The 19,466-nt window shown below is 63.4% G+C and carries 19 protein-coding genes; 7 read left to right on the forward strand and 12 right to left on the reverse strand.

Features of this window, described 5'->3' with window-relative positions:
* Nucleotides 1-612 (forward strand): tRNA methyl transferase PRC-barrel domain-containing protein (locus tag RMO18_RS05760; protein WP_405054014.1); only part of this gene is annotated, 612 nt, incomplete at its 5' end.
* Nucleotides 613-725: 113 nt separating this feature from the next.
* Nucleotides 726-1,199 (forward strand): DUF2059 domain-containing protein, encoded by a 474-nt coding sequence (locus tag RMO18_RS05765; RefSeq protein ID WP_309664511.1) that lies wholly within the window; start codon nucleotides 726-728, stop codon nucleotides 1,197-1,199.
* On the opposite strand, the gene lpxB is transcribed toward RMO18_RS05765, so the two are convergent.
* The 12 genes from lpxB to pyrH form a co-directional block, all read right to left on the reverse strand.
* Nucleotides 1,183-2,310, reverse strand: a complete 1,128-nt coding sequence (gene lpxB, locus RMO18_RS05770) for a lipid-A-disaccharide synthase (RefSeq protein WP_309664533.1) — start codon at nucleotides 2,308-2,310, stop codon at nucleotides 1,183-1,185. The two genes, RMO18_RS05765 and lpxB, sit on opposite strands and share 17 nt — an antisense overlap.
* Nucleotides 2,307-3,116 (reverse strand): UDP-2,3-diacylglucosamine diphosphatase LpxI domain-containing protein, encoded by an 810-nt coding sequence (locus RMO18_RS05775; protein WP_309664513.1) that lies wholly within the window; start codon nucleotides 3,114-3,116, stop codon nucleotides 2,307-2,309. The genes lpxB and RMO18_RS05775 overlap by 4 nt, the downstream gene beginning before the upstream one ends.
* Nucleotides 3,113-3,919: an acyl-ACP--UDP-N-acetylglucosamine O-acyltransferase gene (gene lpxA / locus RMO18_RS05780; protein WP_309664515.1), complete on the reverse strand. Its 807-nt coding sequence runs from the start codon at nucleotides 3,917-3,919 to the stop codon at nucleotides 3,113-3,115. Before lpxA ends, RMO18_RS05775 begins: the two co-directional genes overlap by 4 nt.
* Nucleotides 3,916-4,377, reverse strand: a complete 462-nt coding sequence (fabZ, locus tag RMO18_RS05785; RefSeq protein WP_309664534.1) for a 3-hydroxyacyl-ACP dehydratase FabZ — start codon at nucleotides 4,375-4,377, stop codon at nucleotides 3,916-3,918. Before fabZ ends, lpxA begins: the two co-directional genes overlap by 4 nt.
* A gap of 92 nt (nucleotides 4,378-4,469) precedes the next feature.
* Nucleotides 4,470-5,093 carry an OmpH family outer membrane protein gene (locus tag RMO18_RS05790; RefSeq protein ID WP_309664516.1) on the reverse strand — a complete coding sequence of 208 codons (624 nt, stop codon included), beginning with the start codon at nucleotides 5,091-5,093 and terminating at the stop codon, nucleotides 4,470-4,472.
* Nucleotides 5,094-5,116: 23 nt separating this feature from the next.
* Nucleotides 5,117-7,450, reverse strand: a complete 2,334-nt coding sequence (gene bamA, locus RMO18_RS05795) for an outer membrane protein assembly factor BamA (protein ID WP_405054015.1) — start codon at nucleotides 7,448-7,450, stop codon at nucleotides 5,117-5,119.
* 160 nt (nucleotides 7,451-7,610) lie between these two features.
* Nucleotides 7,611-8,936 (reverse strand): RIP metalloprotease RseP, encoded by a 1,326-nt coding sequence (gene rseP / locus RMO18_RS05800; protein WP_309664519.1) that lies wholly within the window; start codon nucleotides 8,934-8,936, stop codon nucleotides 7,611-7,613.
* Nucleotides 8,937-8,939: 3 nt separating this feature from the next.
* Nucleotides 8,940-10,124, reverse strand: a complete 1,185-nt coding sequence (gene dxr, locus RMO18_RS05805) for a 1-deoxy-D-xylulose-5-phosphate reductoisomerase (protein ID WP_309664520.1) — start codon at nucleotides 10,122-10,124, stop codon at nucleotides 8,940-8,942.
* 3 nt (nucleotides 10,125-10,127) lie between these two features.
* The gene (locus tag RMO18_RS05810; RefSeq protein ID WP_309664536.1) at nucleotides 10,128-10,937 is read right to left on the reverse strand and encodes a phosphatidate cytidylyltransferase; all 810 of its coding nucleotides are present in this window, start codon (nucleotides 10,935-10,937) and stop codon (nucleotides 10,128-10,130) included.
* Between the two features lie 2 nt (nucleotides 10,938-10,939).
* Nucleotides 10,940-11,674: a polyprenyl diphosphate synthase gene (gene uppS, locus RMO18_RS05815; RefSeq protein ID WP_309664522.1), complete on the reverse strand. Its 735-nt coding sequence runs from the start codon at nucleotides 11,672-11,674 to the stop codon at nucleotides 10,940-10,942.
* A gap of 73 nt (nucleotides 11,675-11,747) precedes the next feature.
* Nucleotides 11,748-12,314, reverse strand: a complete 567-nt coding sequence (gene frr, locus RMO18_RS05820; RefSeq protein ID WP_309664523.1) for a ribosome recycling factor — start codon at nucleotides 12,312-12,314, stop codon at nucleotides 11,748-11,750.
* 108 nt (nucleotides 12,315-12,422) lie between these two features.
* A complete protein-coding gene (gene pyrH / locus RMO18_RS05825; RefSeq protein WP_309664524.1) occupies nucleotides 12,423-13,172 on the reverse strand; it encodes a UMP kinase in 750 nt (249 codons plus the stop codon).
* Nucleotides 13,173-13,292: 120 nt separating this feature from the next.
* Here pyrH and miaA point away from each other — a divergent pair, with 120 nt between their 5' ends.
* The 5 genes from miaA to RMO18_RS05850 all read left to right on the forward strand — a co-directional run.
* Nucleotides 13,293-14,189 carry a tRNA (adenosine(37)-N6)-dimethylallyltransferase MiaA gene (gene miaA / locus RMO18_RS05830; protein ID WP_309664526.1) on the forward strand — a complete coding sequence of 299 codons (897 nt, stop codon included), beginning with the start codon at nucleotides 13,293-13,295 and terminating at the stop codon, nucleotides 14,187-14,189.
* Between the two features lie 195 nt (nucleotides 14,190-14,384).
* A complete protein-coding gene (locus tag RMO18_RS05835; protein ID WP_309664527.1) occupies nucleotides 14,385-15,146 on the forward strand; it encodes an AraC family transcriptional regulator in 762 nt (253 codons plus the stop codon).
* 268 nt (nucleotides 15,147-15,414) lie between these two features.
* Entirely contained in the window at nucleotides 15,415-17,049 is a 1,635-nt protein-coding gene (locus tag RMO18_RS05840; RefSeq protein ID WP_309664528.1) for an ABC transporter substrate-binding protein, read from the forward strand.
* A 116-nt stretch (nucleotides 17,050-17,165) separates the two neighbouring features.
* Nucleotides 17,166-18,251 (forward strand): ABC transporter permease, encoded by a 1,086-nt coding sequence (locus tag RMO18_RS05845; RefSeq protein WP_309664530.1) that lies wholly within the window; start codon nucleotides 17,166-17,168, stop codon nucleotides 18,249-18,251.
* A gap of 10 nt (nucleotides 18,252-18,261) precedes the next feature.
* A partial coding sequence (locus tag RMO18_RS05850) for an ABC transporter permease (protein ID WP_309664532.1) occupies nucleotides 18,262-19,466 on the forward strand: 1,205 nt, incomplete at its 3' end.

The following is a 19,466-nucleotide window of genomic DNA, read 5'->3' on the forward strand; positions in this document are numbered from 1 at the left end:
CAGTTGGATTATCTGCGGTTTCCGCTGGGGCATCTGGCGTCCAAGGCGGAAACCCGGGCATTGGCTGCGAAATATGGCCTGCCGGTGGCGGACAAGCCCGACAGTCAGGACATCTGCTTTGTGCCGAACGGCAATTACGCCGCCGTGATCGAAAAGCTGCGCCCCGGCTCGGCCGATCCCGGCGAAATCGTCGATCTGCAAGGCCGGGTGCTGGGCCAGCACCGCGGTGTGATCCATTACACCATCGGCCAACGCAAAGGTCTGGGGATCGGCGGGCTGGACGATCCGCTCTATGTGGTCCGGCTTGATCCGCTGCTGCGGCAGGTGATCGTCGGCCCGAAAGAGGCGCTGTCAACCCGCCGGGTGCCCCTGCGCGAGATCAACTGGCTGGGCGATGCGCCGCTGCAGACCCGGGCCGAATGGCATGTGGCGGTCAAGGTCCGCTCCACCCGCCCGCCCCGCCCGGCGGTGATCCGGCCCCTGTCGGCCACCGAGGCGGAGGTCGAATTGATCGAGGCCGAGGATGGGGTTTCGGCCGGGCAGGCCTGCGTCTTTTATGCCCCTGAGGGGGGGCGGATCTTTGGGGGCGGCTGGATCTGGAAGGGCCGTTAGCATTTGTCCACGCGTGGACAAGTACTGCACTCGTTTGTTTTCAATGGCTTGAGTGAACCTGAGTAACACTTTGTTAACGAATGGGCCTTGCCCAAGCTGAGAGGGAGCCTGCCATGCGTTCAATCCTTCTGGCCAGCGCCATGCTGTGCCTGCCGTTCACCGCCCTTGCCGAAACCCGCGAGGAGCGGATCGCGGTCGCCGACGAATATGTGTCGCTTGCCTTGCAGGATTTCGACATGGCGGCGCTGATTGCCACGATGTGGGCACCGGTGATCCAGCAGGTCGAAGCCTCGGGTGCGACGGTTTCGCCGGAACAGCTGGAGGCGATCAAGGCGCTGTACATGCAGACGTTCGAAGGCCCGATGACCCAGTTGATGAAGGATCAGGCACCGATCATGGCCGATCTGATGACGCTGGGCGAGATCACCGCACTGCGCGATTTCTATGCCACGCCAGAGGGTCGGTCAGTGATGAAGAAGCTGCCGCAACTGACGCAGGCGCAACAGCCGGGCGTGATGAAGCTGGTGAACGACCAGATGACCGTGCTGATGCCGAAAGTGCTGGAAATCCTTAACCTCGGGCCGTGATCGCGGCCAGAACCGAGCGGGCGGCACGCAGGCCGGGCGCCTCGCCACCCTTGCCCAATCGCGCCATCGTCAGCTGCATCGCTGCCTGTTGCGCGCTGCCATCGGCCAGCAAGGCGAGTAGCGCTGGCGCGATCAGGTCGGCGCGGCAGCGGTTGCCGAGAAATTCGGGCACGACGCGGGTGTCGGATACCAGATTGACCAGCGTCACAGTGTCGATCAGCGCCGCGCGGCGCATCAGCCAGAAGGTGACCGGGTTCATGTCATAGGCAATGACCATCGGGCAGCCGTTGGCGGCGAGTTCCAGTGACACGGTGCCCGAGGCGGCAATGGCCACATCAGCGGCGGCAAAGGCGGCGCGTTTCAGCACCGAGTCTTCGATAATCTGCGGGATAACCGGCCAGTCGCGGGACAGATCGCGGACAAGATCAGCCACGCCACGAACGGTTGGCAGCGCGATGCGGACCTGTGGATGCACGGCCTTAACTTGCGCCAGAACCTGGCCGATCACCGGGGCAAGCCGGGTGACTTCCCCGCGACGCGACCCCGGCAGGGCGAGAATCAGCGGGCCGTCGCCTGCCATCAGCGCCGCCTCAGCAGCTGAGGCGAGCGGTTCGGCCACCACCGGATGACCGACGAAATCGCAGGTCATGCCGGCGGCTGTCATCAAAGGTGGCTCGAACGGCAAAAGGGCCAGCACATGGTCAATAACGCGGGCCATCTTTGCCGCGCGACCCGGACGCCATGCCCAGACCGACGGCGCGACGTAGTGGATGGTGCGCAAGTTCGGGCGAGCGGCTTTGACGATAGCGGCAACGCGCAGGCAGAAATCGGGGCTGTCGATGGTGATCAGGGCATCGGGTTCTACGGCAAGGGCTGCTGTGGCGGTCTGGGCGATTCGGCGTTTCAGCGCGACGTATTTCGGCAAGACCTCGATCAGGCCCATGATCGAAAGCTCTTCCATCGGGAACAGGCTGATCAGACCTTGGGCTTGCATCAGCGGGCCGCCGATGCCGGTGAACTGCACACCGGGGGAGAGGGTCTTCAGCCCTTGCATCAGGGCGGCGCCCAGCCTGTCGCCCGAAGGTTCTCCGGCGATCAGGAACAGCTTCATGGCGCGCGCGACCACAGGAAAAGGCCGTTCTCGGCGGCAAGGTCGGCCATCGCGGCAGGGTCAAGGCAGATCACGCCGCCCGCAGCCCAGGTAATGCCGCCAAGACCTGCGGCGGCGACAAGGTGGATGGTATCGGGGCCAAGGGTGGGCAGATCGATGCGCCGGTCCTGCCCCGGCTTTGGTGCCTTGTAGAACAGACCTTTGCCCTTTGCGGGATCGGGGCGCAAGGTTGCGGGGATGCCTGCCACCGCGCGCAGCATGGCATCGGTGCCGGGCAGCGCCTCGACCCCAAGGCAAAGGCCCTGTTGCACCACGGCACCCTGCCCCACATCGACCGTGCCAAGGGCGGCCACGATGCTGGCCGCGCGCGTCGCATCACGGGTGTCGGCATCCGTGGCGGACCCTGCCAGAAACCCCGGACCGGGGATCAGCGCGGGGGCGATGTCGGCAACCCCGGCGATGGTGAAGCCCTCGTCCTCGAAAATCGCGATCACCGCGCGCAGGGTGGCGTCATCGCCCTGCGCCATCGCAGCCATCAGCGCTGGCAGCAGTTCCGCGGTGGCCGGATCGATCAGTGCGGGGTCAAGGCGCGGGCGTTGGGCAGCACCGGCGAAGGTCACATGGGTGATGTTTTGGTCATGCAGGGCACGCAGGAACGGCACCAGACGTTCCAGCCGAAAGCCCATGTCAGGGGTCAGCCCGTCGGGGGTAAAGCCGTCAAGGCTGGCGATCAGCGGGCGCGCGGGCATTGCGGCCACCAGGGCTGCGGGCAGGCCGCCCCGCCCGGTGATGAGCGCGGTCTTCACTTGGCACCCTTGGGGGTCAGAAAGCTGCGGTCCGAGGCGGAAAGGATGAAATCGGTCATCTCACGCACATGGGCGCTGTCGGTTTCTTCGGCAAGACGGCGGGCACGGTCCAGAAAGCTGCCCTCGCCCTGCGCCAGCATTTGGTAAGCGGCGCGCAGGGCAGTGATATCGGCGCGTTCGATGCCACGGCGTTTCAGGCCGACGAGGTTCAGCCCGTCGAGTTCCCCGCGTGGGGCCTGGACGAGGCCGTAGGGGATGACGTCGTTGGTGACCATGGTGATCGCGCCGATGATAGCGCCCTGGCCGATGCGCACCCATTGGTGTACGCCCGACAGCCCGCCAACGATGACATCATCGCCCAGCTGGCAGTGGCCGGCGATGGCGACGTGGTTGACCAGAATCACCCGGTTGCCGATCTGCGCGTCATGGCCGACATGCGCGCCGGTCATGATCAGGCAATCGTCGCCGACGCGGGTGATGCCGCCGCCGCCTTCGGTGCCGGTGTTGAGCGTGGCCCCCTCGCGGATGCGGCAGCGCTGGCCGATGACGAGGCGGGTGCGTTCACCGGCGAATTTCAGGTCTTGCGGCACCTCACCGACGGTGGCGAAGGGGAAGATCGTGCTGTCGTCGCCAATATCGGTCCAGCCGGTGACGACGGCGTGGGATTTCACCGTGACGCGGGCGCCAAGCGTGACTTCGGGGCCGATCAGCGCGAAGGGGCCGATGTTGCAGCCCGCGCCGATACTGGCGCCGGGTTCGACGACGGCGGTAGGGTGGATGGTGGCGGTGGGGTCGATGGTCATGCCTTGGGCACGTCGAACATGGCCATGAAGGTGGCCTCGCAGGCCAGCTCGCCCTCCACCATGGCGCGGCCTTCGAATTTCCACACCCGGCCGCCGCCCCGCAGGGCGCGGACATGCAGTTCCATCACATCGCCGGGCACCACCTTGCGGCGGAATTTCACGCCGTCGACGCCCATGAAGAACACGTTGGCGTTCTTGTCCACCAGATCCATCGACAGGCCGACAAGGATGCCGGAGGTCTGCGCCATCGCCTCGATGATCATCACGCCGGGGAAGATCGGCATGCCGGGAAAATGGCCCTGAAACTGCGGTTCGTTGAAGGTGACGCATTTGATGCCAACGCAGCTTTCGTTCACAACCACATCACGCACCTTGTCGATCAACAGGAACGGATAGCGATGCGGAATGATCCGTTGGATCAAATCCAGGTCGGCGGTGGTTCTGCCCGTAGCGTCCATGGTCAAGCCCTTCATGTCTTGGCAGTCTGTCGCCGCCCTGTCCCTGAATGTGTAGCTAGCAAGTCAGGCGACGGGTGACAAGTTCAGCCGCATCACGGTTCGGAAGGGATCGGTTCTGATGGGGCGGGTTCGGGGGTGCCGGGGTCCGGCGCAGGCTTGGGTGGCGGCGCCGGAGGGGCGGAGCCATCGCCAAGGCTGGCGTCGACGCGCGCGATGGCCGCATCGGTCACGTCGATTACGGACAGCGACAGGATGATCGCACCCTTGTCCAGAATGGCAACCGCGCCCATTTCGGTCAAAAGCGCACCAAGCGCCGGAACCGCCGCCTGAAAGAAACGCTGACGGTCCTCGTCACGCTTGCGCCCGATGTCGCGTGATTTGGCATCCTGCGCGGCCCGGATGTTTTCAACCTTGGTATCAAAGGCGGTGGCCAGCGCGGCAAATTCGGCCGCAGGAAGGGCGGCGCGCTTGGTGGTGAGGTCTTTTTCTTCGGCCTCAAGGGCCTGTTCGATCTTGAGATTCTCGGCCGCCAAGGCATCGACTGCTGTCTGCTCGCGCTGAAGCGCGGCCTTGCCAAAGACGGAACCGGCAAAGAATCTATCCTGATCCAGCGTCAGCACGACGGAGTTCTTCGTTGCGTCCTGAGCCGCGACAGGTGCCGCCACCCAAAGGCAAAGGGCGACAACCAAACCGGCAAGGCGGGCGCTGCGGGACACGACCCTGCCCCAGCCAGGCATCATCAGAACTTGGTCGAGATCGTCAGATCGAACGATTGTTCCTTGTCCAGCGCCTCTTTCTTCAGCGCATGGCTGAAGTTGAAGCGCAAGGGTCCGATCGGCGTGTTCCAGAACACCGAAAGACCAATCGATGCGCGCGGTTTGAAGCTGTCATCGACCGTCGCAAGGCCGGCGGTGTTGTCCAGGCTCCAGACCGAGCCCACGTCGAAGAACGCACCGCCGGTGATGCCGTATTCTTCGGGCAAACCAAGTGGGAAGTCGGCCTCGAACCGGGCAACGGCAAAGGCATTGCCGCCAAGCGCATCATTATCGGTGCCATCGCGCGGGCCGATGCCGTTGGGTTCAAAGCCGCGGATCTTGCCGTTGCCGAAGAAGCGTTCGGTCACGCGGCTGGTATTGCCGCCAAGCGAGCTGATCAGCCCGCCTTCAAAGATGGCGCGCACGGTGACTTCTTCGTTCCAGACCTTGGTCTCGGCCAAGGCCAGCGCGGTTGTCGAGACGTATTTGGTATCGCCACCCAGGCCCGCGAAATCCTGACCAAAGCGCAGCAGGAGGCCGCCATTCGGATTAAGGCCAGTGATGCGCGTGTCGTATTCATAGGTATAGCCGATGGACGATGTAACCAGCTTTCCAAGGGCGGATTCACCGATCAGGATCGGTGAGTCGCCGGTGTAATCGGAAATCTCATCCTCCGAGAAGCGCAGCCGTACATCGAGCCGGGACTGTTCGCCGACCGGAAAGCCGATGCCGGTGGTAAAGCCGATGTTCTGGGTATTGTAGAGCGCACTGTCGCTATCCGAGGTGCGGTAGTACGCGCCCACCGAAAAGCTGAGATCGCGGCCAAGGAAGGCAGGTTCGGTAAAGCTGAAGCTGGAGTTCTGGGTATCGGTGCCGGAGCTTACGTTCAGCGACAGGCGCTGACCACGCCCGAGGAAGTTGGATTCGGAAAACCCGATGTTCAGGCCAGCACCGCTGGCGACCGAATAGGACAAACCAAAGCTGAGCGAGCCGGTGGGCTGTTCTTCGACATCGACATTGACCACCACCTGATCGCCGGCAGACCCCGGTTCGGTGTTGACTTGCGCGTCGGAAAAAAAGCCAAGCGCGCGGATGCGTTCGGCGGATTGGCGGATTTCACGCGGATTGAAGGGGTCGCCTTCGACGCTGCGGAACTGACGGCGGATCACCTGATCCAGCGTTGTGGCATTGCCCTCGATGTCGATCCGCTCCACGAAGATACGCTCGCCGCGCACGATGGCGAATTCGATGTCGAGCGCCTGACCGCGTTCGTCGCGGGTGACGCGCGGCTCGACCCGAACGAAGTTCAGGCCCTTGCGCAGCGCCAGATTTTCCATCCGGGCGATGTTATTTTCGATCACGGCGGGCGAATAGGTCTGGCCGGTGCGGATTTTCTGCACGGCCTCGAACTCGGCGGCATCGACGCCTTCCACTTCGGATACGGTGGAGGTCTTGCCGATGGTGAAGGGCAGGCCTTCACGCACAGTGAAGGTCACGAAGGTGGCGTCGCGTTCACGCGAAACTTCGGCGGTGGCGTCAAGGATCTGGAAATCGACATAGCCGCGCGACAGGTAAAAGTCGGTCAGCACCTGTTTGTCGAGATCAAGCCGTTCGGCGATGAAGGTGTCACGCTGGATCAGGTTGCGCAGCAGGCCCGCCTGTTTGGTTTCCAGCACCTGACGCAGACGGCGGTCGGAAAATGCACGGTTGCCGGAAAAGGCCAGCCGCTCGACCTCGACAACCTTGCCCTCGGCGATCTCGAACACCAGATCGACGCGGTTTTCGGAGCGGCGGATGATCTTTGGCGTGACCGAGGCGGCGAGGCGGCCAGCGGTGCGATAAGCCTCGGCGATGGCTGCGGCGTCGGATTCGGCCAAGCTGGGCGAATAGACGCGGCGCGTTTGCGATTGCACGAGGGTGGCGAGGATTTCATCCTTGAGGCGCTTGTTGCCCTCAAAGCTGATCACGTTGACGATCGGGTATTCGGTAACGCGGATCAACAGGGTCGAACCCTGGGGAACAAGTTCCACGGTTTCGAACAGTCCGGAGTTGGCAATCCGCTGATACGCGTCGTTCAAAGCGGCGGCAGATACCTCGGTGCCGCGCTTGATTCCAGCGAAGTTCAGGATGGTTGCGGCGTCGACGCGGGTGTTGCCCTCGATCTTTACGTTCGAAAAGCTGAAGCTTTGCGCGAAGGCCGGGCTGAGGAACGGAGCGGAAACCGTTGCGGTGGCGAAGAAAACCGCCGTTGCCATAAGACGCACCCGGTTTTTGGCTGTGATCGACCGTGTGCTGGCCGTGCCAAATGTGTTGCGCATCATGAGTCCCCGTCGTTCTGCTTTGCTTTCGTTTGACTAGCGGGAAAGCAGAGCGTTGTCAAAAGCCTGCGGTCGTTGTGGATAACTTTCCCACATGTTGTGTGGGCCGGCGAAAATCAGCAGGTATGGGATTGCTGACTTTCGCCGCCCGAAAGGGGCATCAGACGCAGACGATGTCGTTGGTCAGCGCAAACACCATCAGCGACAGGATGACCGCCAGACCAAGGCTCATCATCACCCGCAAGGCGCGGTCCGAGGGTGGGCGGCGGACCACCGCCTCGTAGGCGTGGAACACCAGATGGCCGCCGTCCAGCACCGGAATCGGGAACAGGTTCAGGATGCCGACGCCCAGTGACAGCACCGCCAGCATGCCAAGAAAGCTTTCCAGCCCGTTGCGCGCCGCGTCGCCCATGGTTTCGGCCATGCCGATCGGGCCGGAGAGGTTGCAGGTGCTGATCTGGCCGGTGATCAGGTGCGATATGCCGGTAAAAGTGGCGCTGACCTGACGCCACATCTCGGTCCCGGTCAGGGTGACGAGTTCCAGTGGACCGACATTGCGGGTGGCGGGTTCGAACACCAGGCCGCTGCCAAGGCCGATCTGGTACTTCTCGATCAGGGCGCCATCGGCATCTTCGGTCACGCGGATGCGGGGGGTCAGCGTCACCTCGAAGGTCTTGCCGTCGCGCCAGATGGTCAGCGGCACTGGCGCGCCCTTGGAGGCCGCGACGATTTCGGGAAGCTGGGCAAACACCGTCACGTCCTGACCGGCGGCCTTGAGGATGACATCACCCTCCTTGATGCCGGCGTCCATCGCGGCGGAGCGGATCAGGACCATCGAAACAAGGGCCGGGTAAGGATGCGGGCCCTTGACGGAAATCTGGTCGGAACCGCGCTGAATGGCGTAGTCCACCACCGGCTCGGGTGGCAAAGCGCGGGTCGCGTCGCGGAAGGCGGCAAGGTCAGGGGTCGGCGTGCCGTCCACCGCCACGATCACGTCGCCTGCCTGAAGCGTGGGCCCGGCAAACGGCGTTGCCATCAGCTTGCCGACGGTAGGCTGTTCCTGCGGCATGCCGCTGTAGAGCAGCAGCCCCGCCAGCACGAAGAACGTCAGCACGAAGTTGAACACCGGACCGGCGGCCACCGTGGCCGACCGCGCCCAGAGCGGTGCGCCCGCCATCGTGTGCCGCCGTTCGGCAGCGGACAGCCCCGAGGTGTCGCCCGGCCGCACCGAAGCGGCATCGGCGTCGCCCAGAAACTTTACAAAGCCGCCAAATGGCACGGCGGCAAGCTGCCAGCGGGTGCCACGGCGATCCATCCTGCTCCAGATCACTGGCCCAAAGCCGAGCGAGAACACTTCGGCGTGGATGCCGGTCCAGCGACCGACGATGTAGTGACCATATTCATGCACGAAGATGATGATCGACAGCGCCACGATGAAAAAGAACACCGTCCAGACCGTGCCCCCGAGAGCAGCGAAGATTTCCATGGCCTAGCGGCTCCCTGTCATGCGGCGTGCGACTTCGCCTGCCCTTACCCGTGCGAGATGGTCCATCCCGAGGATGTCCTCAAGGGTCAACACGGCATTTCCTTGGCAAAGTTCAGCAGAAACTTGTGACAGCGTGTCTTCAACCACCCCGGCCATCTGCATGAAGCCAATTCCACCGGCCAGAAAGTGATCAAGCGCGAGTTCCTTGGCGGCGTTGAAGGCAGCCCCGGCAAGGCCGCGCGTGGCCATCACGTCACGGCACAGCCGCAGCGCAGGGTAGCGCGCAAGATCGGGCGCGCGGAACGTCAGCGTGGCGACCTGTGCCAGATCCAGCCGTGCCACCGGCAGCGCCGCACGGGTTGGCCAGTTCAGCGCATAACCGATGGAGTGGCGCATGTCGGGTGCCCCCATATGCGCCATGATCGCCCCATCCCGAAACCCGACCATCGAATGAATGAGCGATTCGGGGTGCAGGATCACCTCGATCTGATCGGGGTCGACGCCGAAGAATTCGCGCGTTTCGATCACTTCCAGCGCCTTGTTGAACATCGAGGCCGAATCGATGGTGATGCGCTGACCCATCGCCCAGTTCGGATGTGCCATCGCCTCGCGCACGGTGGCGGTTGCGAGGGACGCGAGCGGCCAATCGCGCAGCGCGCCACCGGATGCCGTAAGGATGATGCGCTCGACGCAGGCAATGTCTTCGTTGTTCAGCGCCTGAAAAATGGCGGAGTGTTCGCTGTCTACCGGCAGGATACGCGCGCCGTGGCTGGCGGCGGTTTGCATCAGCAACGTGCCGGCAGTGACAAGGCTTTCCTTGTTGGCCAGCGCCAGCGTGCGACCATGCCGCAGGGCGCGCAGGCCCGGCACCAGACCCGCCGCGCCGACAATCGCGCTCATCACCCAATCGGCTGGGCGGTCGGCGGCATCGGCGATGGCCCCTGCCCCGCTGGCCACCTCGATTCCGGTACCAGACAGGGCTGTGCGCAGGGCGGGCAGCTGGCTGTCATCGGCGCAGACTGCAATGTCAGCCCGCAGTGCGCGGGCCATTTCGGCCAAGCGCATCACGTTACTTCCGCCGGTCAGGGCCACGGTATCAAATGCGGCCGGGCCACCAGCGCGCATCAACAGATCAAACGTCTGCTCGCCGACCGAGCCGGTGGCACCAAAGATCGACACGCTGCGCATCGCTCAGCCCCCAAACATCGGGGCAGCCGGCCAGATCAGCCGCAACAGCATGACAACGACCACCGCCCCGATCAGCGCATCAAAGCGGTCAAGCAGGCCGCCATGGCCGGGGATCAGCGCAGAGGCGTCCTTGACCCCGGCGCGCCGTTTGATCCAGCTTTCGGCGATGTCGCCCAGTTGCCCGGCAAACGACACCAAGGCCGACAGCGGCACCAGCAGCCAGCCGCCATGGCCCGACTGCCAGAATGCAAGGCCGACCAGCGCCGCGCCGATCCAACCCGCAACGGTGCCGGACCAGGTTTTCTTCGGGCTGATTGCGGGCCAGAATTTCGGCCCGCCCAGCAGACGACCGGCGAAATAGCCCAACACGTCGGACGCCACGACCACCGCGACCAGCCACAGGATGGCAGAGGTGCCAGCTTCGGCGCGCAGCGAGATCAGGCCAAAGCCCGCGACCATGATCGCAAGGGCATAGACTGCGGCCACACGGCGATTGCGGCGCGGGGTGAAGGCCAGCATCAGCGTCGGCAGGATCAGGAACAACGCGGCAAGCTCGGATTGCAACACCACCGATGCGGCCAGCGCCATGGCAGCAAGCACGCCCAGCGTGACCGGGGTGTTGCGCCGGGTCGGGGCGGTTATGGTGGCAAGCTCCCAGACCATCAGGCCGATCAGCACCACCACCAGCGCCGCAAAGGCGGTACCACCCAGCCAGATTTCCGCCGCCCCGACCGCAACCATCACCATGGCCGAGATCACCCGGGTGCGCAGATCAGACCAACGCCCGGATGGCAGGGTTGGCGCTGGGTCCAGCGTCACCGGGCGACCCCGCCAAACCGGCGTTCGCGGTTGGAATAGCGGGCGATGATCGCGCCAAGCTCGTCAGCGGTGAAATCAGGCCACAGGGTTTCGGTGAATTCGTATTCGGCATAAGCCGCCTGCCAGGGCAGGAAATTCGAGGTCCGCGTCTCGCCCGAGGTGCGGATCACCAGATCGGGGTCAGGCAGGCCGCCGGTATCAAGCCGGTCGGCAAACGCAGCCACGGTCAGGTCGGCGGGGTCAAGGTGACCTTGCGCCACTTCCTCGGCAATGCGGCGGGTGGCGCGCAAAATCTCGTCGCGGCCACCGTAGTTGATGGCAACCGTCAGGTTCAGCCGGTCAAACCCGGCGGTGCGCGCCTCGATCCCGGCCATCATGCGCTGCAGTTTGGGGTCCAGCCGCCCGCGCTCGCCGATAAAGCGCATGCGCACACCTTCGGCGGCCAGGCGGTCGGCCTCACGTTCAATGTAGCGGGCGAAAATCGCCATCAGGCCAAGGACTTCCTCGGTGGAGCGTTTCCAGTTTTCGGTCGAAAAGGCATAGAGCGTCAGCCAGCGAATGCCAAGATCGGGCGAGGCGCGGACAATCTCGCGCACCCGTTCGGCGCCGCGCCGGTGACCGACAAGGCGCGGCCAGCCACGATTGGTGGCCCAGCGGCCATTGCCGTCCATGATGATGGCGACGTGATCGGCCGGACGCAGGTCGATGTCACTGTGCAGGTCTTTGGACAAGACGCCCTTCCCTCCCGGATGAAGGCATTGGTTGTCGCCCATAATCTGGTCAGGATTATGGAACGCGTGCAGATCAGACCTGCATGATTTCCTGCTGTTTCGATTCGAGCGCGCGGTCGATGGCGGCAATGGCCTTGTCGGTCAGCTCCTGCACCTCTTCGGACCACATCTTCTGGTCGTCTTCGCCCATACCGTTGACCTTGGCCTTCTTGATCTGGTCCATCCCGTCGCGGCGCACGTTGCGAATCGCGACCTTGGCGTTTTCGGCGTAAGTGCCGGCGACTTTGGAAAGCTCGCGGCGGCGTTCTTCGTTCAATTCAGGGATCGGCAGGCGGATCAGCGGGCCATCGGAGATCGGGTTGATGCCAATGCCGCTTTCGCGGATCGCCTTTTCGACCTTGGAGATCATCGCCTTGTCCCAGACGTTGATCACCACCATGCGCGGTTCTGGTACGTTGACGGTGCCAAGCTGGTTGATCGGCGTCATCTGGCCATAGGCATCGACCATGATCGGATCGACGATGGAGGCCGAGGCGCGGCCGGTGCGCAGGCTGGCGAACTCGGTCTTGAGCGCGTTCATTGCGCCGTCCATGCGGCGCTTAAGGGCATCGGTGTCGATGTCGAGGTCGTCATTCGACATGGTGTTATTCCTCATTGCGTACGGCAAAGCCGCAGTTTGCACGCTTCTATCGCCGTTGAATTCGTTTTGGTAGGGGGAAGGCGAATCTGCCGGGCTGTGATGCGCGGACTAGCCGTGCACCCTTGTATAGGTACCGCGCCCGGCAAGAATGCCACAAAAGCCGCCCGGTTCATCAAGGCTGAACACGATGATCGGCAGGTCGTTGTCACGCGCAAGCGCGATGGCCGAGGCGTCCATCACGCCGAGATGCTGTTGCAACACCTCATCATAGGTCACGGTGTCGTAGCGTTTGGCATCGGGGTGTTTCTTGGGGTCCTTGTCATAGACGCCGTCAACCTTGGTGCCTTTGAAAATCACCTGGCAGGCCATTTCGGAGGCGCGCAGGGTGGCGGCCGTATCGGTGGTGAAATACGGGTTGCCGGTGCCTGCCGCAAAAATGCAGACGCGCTTTTTCTCAAGGTGGCGGACGGCGCGGCGGCGGATGTAGGGCTCGCAAACCTGATCCATCGGGATCGCGCTGATCACGCGGGTGAAGACGCCGATCTCCTCCAGCGCCGATTGCATGGCCAGAGCGTTCATCACGGTGGCCAGCATGCCCATGTAATCGGCGGTGGTGCGTTCCATCCCCTGCGCCGAGCCTTGCAGCCCGCGAAAGATGTTGCCGCCGCCGATCACCATGCAGATCTCGACCCCGAGGTCGTGCACCGACTTTACCTCTTGGGCGATGCGCGCAACTGTTGGCGGATGCAGCCCATAGCCCAGATCGCCCATCAGCGCCTCGCCCGAGATCTTGAGCATCACGCGGGTGTAGGAGACCCCGGACTCGGCGACGGACTCGGCAGCGGCGGAATTGGACATGCGGTACCCCGTATATGGTTTTTGACTATGACTGGGACGCAAAATGTCGCAAAACGGTGGCGGGTTCAACCTGTGACATCGGCCGGAACGAGGGCCAGCCCCCGAACCCCCGGAGTATTCATGCAAAGAGTAAGGCAATTGGGCTGGCTGGGCAATCTTGAGACGATCTCGCGGGAGGCTCCGGTGCTGATTGCCGGGCCGACGGCCAGCGGCAAATCGGCCTTGGCGATGGAGCTTGCTGCCCGCGACGGACGGGTGATCGTGAATGCCGACGCGTTGCAGGTGTTTGCCCGCTGGCGGGTGTTGACCGCGCGGCCAACCGTGGCGGACGAGGCGGCAGTGCCGCACGCGATGTATGGCCATGTGGGCCAGGCGCAGCCCTATTCGGTCGGCCATTGGTTGCGCGAGCTGCGCGGTTTTCTGGACCGGCCGGTGGTCATTGTGGGCGGCACCGGGTTGAATTTTGCGGCGCTGACCGATGGATTGGCGGAAATTCCCGCGATCCAAGCAGAGGTGCGCGCACGCGCGGACGCGCTGCGCAAGGAGCAGGGCATCGCGGCCATGCTGGCAGAAGTGGACGCAGCCACCGCCGCACGGATCGACCCGCTGAACGGAGCGCGGGTGCAACGCGCGTGGGAGGTTTTGGCGGCAACGGGGCGCGGTCTGGCCGGGTGGCAGGCTGAAACGCAGGTGCCGGTCCTGCCGTTGACGCAGGCCGAGGCGCTGGTGTTGGAGCCGGAGGTCGGGTGGCTGGACGAGCGGATCGCGCGGCGTTTCCGGCAGATGCTGGCGGCTGGGGCGCTGGAGGAGGCGCGGGCGGCGTTACCGGGCTGGGACGCGGCACTGCCGTCTTCAAAAGCGATTGGCGCGGCGGAACTGGTGGCACATCTGCGCGGCGAGATCGGTCTGGAGGAGGCAGTGGTGGCAGCGGTGCTGGCCAGCCGCCAATACGCCAAACGCCAGCGCAGTTGGTTTCGATCACGGATGCAGGGGTGGCAGCGGCTGTCGCTGCCGTGACTTCGGGCGGGCCTTGCCAAGGTTTCGCGCATTCCCCAAGTTATGCACAGGTTTTGGGGATGCCTGTGGATAACTCTGCGGCGATTTCGGTGTTTTTACTTGGGTTCAGCGACCGAGGCTGATTTAGTCTAGGTCCGGACGTCAAGCCCATAGGATTCGATGCCAATTACCGCGCCGCCCTCTCGTTTGCGCCTTGTGGCTATTCCGCGTCTTTCGGCGGGCGGGCGTTGGCGCGTGGAGGCGATGCGGTCGATCTCGGAGCCATGCCTGTTGTGGTTCACCAAGGGTCAGGGGCGAATCACGATATCGGGCGTGACGCGCGGCTACACCTCGCACAACGCGATCTTCATTCCGCCGGGCGTGATGCATGGCTTTGAAGCCGGACCGCAAGTCTTTGGGACGGCTGTATTCTTTGGGCGCGATTGCGATGTGATCCTGCCCAAGACGCCGCAGCATCTGCGGATCCGTGAAGTCCATGCACAGCAGGAAGTGAACATCTTGCTGGATGCGATCCAGCGCGAGATGGACAGCGATACGCCCGCCCATGATCGGGCGAGCAACCATTATCTGGGGCTGCTGGGCGTGTGGATCGAACGGCAGACGAAGAAGGCTGATTCGGAGACACCGAAGCAGGATGCGACGCGACGCCTGGTGGCGCGCTATACCGCGCTGCTGGAGCGGAACTTCCGGTCAGGGATGGGGGTTGCCGATTTCGCGGTGGCCCTTGGGGTGACCCCGACGCACCTGACGCGCTGTTGTAATGTCGCCTGTGGGCGGCCGGCATCGGCGCTGCTGCAGGACCGGCGGATTTTCGAGGCGCGCAAACTGCTTACCGAAACGCGGCTGCCCGTCGGACGCATCGGCGAGAGCCTCGGGTTCAACTCTGCGGCCTATTTCACCCGCGCGTTCCAGCATCTAACCGGCAAGTCGCCGTCAGCCTTTCGGCGCAGCGCCTGACCCGGACGTGACCCGCAGACTTCGTGGCGGAGGCCTGTGGTGCAGTTGCGACCCTCCGATCACCGTTTTCGACGACTTTATGTCGCAAAAGAGCGCAACACCGGCGAAACCAAGCGTTGACGTGCGGCCCAAAAAGATGCGCAATGAGGTGTCGGTGCGTGGGGGGCGCCAGCAACCGGAAGGCATGCGGGGCATGTATGTTCCGGTCTGTCTGCCCTTTGACGCCACCAGCGCCAAAAAACTTAAAAAGCCTGTCAGGGAGACAACGATGACCAAACAAATGAAAGCGGCCGATCTGCATCCGGCCGCCGGCATGTATGCCGAAGAACTGAAGGCCGGCAAAATCAGCCGCCGCGAATTTCTGAGCCGCACGACGGCACTGGGCATTTCTGCTGCTGCGGCCTATGGGATTATGGGTCTTGATGCGCCGGTCCAGGCACAAGAGGCCAAGGTCGGTGGCATGATCCGCTGCGGGATGGAAGTCCGCGGCACCAAGGATCCGCGCCTGGCCGACTGGCCGCAGATCGCCAACGTCTACCGCGGCTGGCTGGAATACCTGATCCAGTACAACTCCGACGGCACCTTCGAAGGCCGCCTGCTGGAAAGCTGGGAAGCCAATGCCGATGCCACCCAGTACACACTGAAGGTGCGTCCGGGCGTGACCTGGAACAACGGCGATGCCTTTACCGCCGATGATGTGGTTCGCAACTTCGCCCGCTGGGCCGACGGCAACGTCGAAGGCAACGCGATGGCGAGCCGCTTCCCCGGCCTCGTGGACGAAGCGACCAAAACCCTTCGTGACGGCGCAGTCGTCAAGGTCGACGACAATACCGTGCAACTGAATATGTCGGTTTCGGACGTCGCCGTGGTTCCGAACCTCGCCGATTACCCGGCGGCCGTTGTTCACTCCAGCTATGTTGACGGCGATGATCCTGCCGTGAACCCGATCGGCACCGGTCCTTACGTTCCGCAGGAAGTGTCTGTGGGCCAGAAGGCCGTTCTCGTGCGTGCGCCAAACCACACCTGGTGGGGCGGAACCGCGCCGTTGGACGAAATCCAGTACATCGACTTTGGCACCGATCCTTCGACCATGGTGTCGCTGGCTGGTTCCGACGAGATCGACATGAACTATGAGACTACGGGCGATTTCATCGAGCAGCTTGATGCGCTTGGGTGGAAGAAGCTTGATGTCGTGACTGCCGCGACCATCGTCATTCGGATGAACTCGGCCTCAAGCGAGCTTTACAAGGACAAAGCCGTGCGTCAGGCGATCCAGCTTGCGGTCGATCCGAAGGTCGTGCTGGAACTGGGCTACAACAACCTCGGAACCACCGCTGAAAACCACCACGCCTGCCCGGTTCACCCGGAATACGCAGCACTTCCCGCTCAGGTGGTCAATGCTGCCGGGTTGAAGCCAGCGCTGGAAGCAGCCGGTCTGGCCGATGCCGAGATGGAAGTCATCTCGCTTGACGACGGCTGGGAGGCTGCCACCACCGCGGCAGTCGTGGCGCAGTTGAAGGACGCTGGTGCGAACATCAAGCACACGGTCATGCCGGGTTCGACCTTCTGGAACGACTGGCAGAAGTACCCGTTCTCTTCCACCACCTGGAACCATCGTCCGCTCGCGGTCCAGAACATGTCGCTGGCTTACACCTCGACCGGTTCGTGGAACGAGACCGGCATGGCGAGCGCGGACTTCGACGCTGCGATGACCAAGGCTCTGGCGCTGGCCGATGCCGATGCACGGCGCGAGGTCATGGTGACGCTGGAGACGATCCTTCAAGACGAGGGTTACATCATCCAGCCCTACTGGCGCTCGCTGTTCGCGCACGCCAAAGAAGGCATCAACGTCGAGCGGCATCCGTCGAACGAGCATCACCACTACAAGTGGTCGATCGCCTAAATCTGGTGTGATCGGTCCGGGCGCGCCATCAGGCGCTGCCCGGACCCTTTTTCCATGATTATTCCCGCCGCTTTTCCCAGTGGCATGACGCCCCTTGGCGCAGAGGAATGCTCTCCATGCTCAAATTCATAGCCCGGCGCCTTGGACTGATGCTTCTGACAGCGCTTGCGCTGACGTTCATCGTGTTCTTTCTGACCAACCTGCAGCCCAACCTGGAAAAACTGGCGCGGACCGAGGGGTCGGTGCGGATGACCGAGGAGGCGGTGGTCGACTGGATCGCGCAGAACGGCCATGCCGGATCAGTGTATCGTCGCTACGCCGAATGGATGGGCCTGATGCCCGGCTGGGTGCTGACAGATGAAAAGGGCACCGAGCGGGGCCGTTGCATCAACGCCAGCAACACGCCCGAAACCGCGCCAACCTACTGCGGTGTGCTGCAGGGTGACTGGGGCTATTCGACATTCTTCAAAAAGCCGGTGTTTGCGTCACTGGGCGAAAAGCTGGCGGCAACCGGCTGGCTGATGCTGGCCGTAATGCTGGTGATGGTGCCCTCGGCGCTGTTGATCGGGGTGCTGTCGGGCATGCGCGAAGGGTCACGGCTGGATCGCAGCCTGTCAACCTTCTCCATCGCCTCGACGGCCACGCCGGAATATGTGTCCGGGGTCATTTTGGTGGCGCTGCTGGCGTCACCGGTTGTCGGGCTGTCGCCGCTGTTGGCCAGTTGGGGCTGGATCGACGGCAAGATCCTGTTCCTGGGCACCGCCACCTCGGCGCTGGACGACATCACGTTCTGGAACTTCGGGCTGCCGGTGATGACGATCGCGCTCTATGGCATCGGCTATATCGCGCGGATGACCCGCGCCTCGATGACCGAGGTGATGACGGCGCAATACATCCGCACCGCGCGTCTGAAGGGTGTGTCCTTTGGGCAAGTGGTGATGCGGCACGCGCTGCGCAACGCGCTGATCGCGCCGTTCACGGTGATCATGCTGCAGTTTCCATGGCTGCTGAACGGCGTGGTGATCGTGGAAACCCTGTACAACTACAAGGGCTTCGGCTGGACGCTGGTCCAAGCTGCCGGCAACAATGACATCAACCTGCTGATGGGATGTTCGGTCGTGGCGGTGTTTGTGGTGCTGGTGACCCAGCTCATTTCGGACATCGGCTATGTCTTCCTGAACCCCCGCATCCGTTTGTCCTGAGGAGGATGATATGACCGATCTTTTGAGTTGGACGGGTGTTGCGGGAACGGTGCTGAACCCGGTGCTGTTGGTGCTGATTGGCCTGTGGCTGTTGGCCGTGGTGGCGCAAATCGTGGTGTCGTTCCTGCCTGCAGGCCAGCCGGTGCTGCCAATGGGCGGCGGCACGATGGGCCTGGCGCAAAGCCCGGTGGACCGGGTGGCGGGGCTGGCGCGGTATGTAATGCTGGCCATTGCAGCGGTGCTGCTGGCCTATCTGGTGGCGGGGCTGGTGCTGCCTGGCCTCACCGCCAAGGGGATCATCGGATCGGTATCGGCGCGGTTCTGGCCGGTGTGGCTGGCGTTGATCGTGACCTTCGCGCTGTCGATCACCTTTCGGCGCAAGCTTGGGCTCTATGGCAAGCTGTTCGACAGCCCGGTGGGGATGATCGGCTTTGGCATCGTGATGTTCTGGGTGTTCACCGCGATTTTTGCGGGCATGATCATCACTTTCGACCCGATTGCGCAGCTGTCCGGCCTGAAGAACGCGGTGCCCGGATCGCCGCTGAAGGACGCGGCTGAGGGCGCTTATCCCTACTACCTTCTGGGTGGCGACCACCTTGCCCGCGACGTGTTCAGCCGGATGGTGATGGGCGCGCGTTCGGTGCTGTCAATCGCCCCAGCCGCCACGGCCTTCGCCTTCATGGTTGGCGTGACGCTGGGCCTGCCTGCGGGCTATCTTGGCGGCAAGTTCGACACCGCACTGTCGTTCATCGCCAACCTCGTGCTGGCCTTCCCGGTGATCTTGCTGTTCTACCTGCTGGTCACCCCCGAGATCGCCAAGACCCGCTTCAACATCATCGACTTTCTGCTGCCCGGCGACGCGGGTGCCGCCTGCAAGGCCCTGACCAGCTGGACCCCGTCCTTTCCGATGTGCATGACCATTCCCGAAGCGATGGCGGGCGTGCTGTTCCTGTTTCCGATCATCTTTCTGGTGGTCCTGTGGAACAGCCGCTTTTTCACCCAGCCCGCCACCCGCAACCTCTATGTCGGCATCACGCTGGTGATCGGGCTGTGGTTCTACTTTGGCCTTGCCTTCAACGCCGACCCGCTGGGGATCGTGTCGCTTCCCGCCAACATCCTGATCGTGTTCGTGTCGGTGGTGTTCGTGAACTCGCCCACCGTGTTCCGCATCGTGCGCGGCATCGTGATGGACCTGAAGGCGCGGGATTATGTGGC

This window comes from Tabrizicola sp. (genome assembly GCF_031377265.1).
In the GTDB taxonomy this organism is placed as follows: domain Bacteria; phylum Pseudomonadota; class Alphaproteobacteria; order Rhodobacterales; family Rhodobacteraceae; genus JAUYQR01.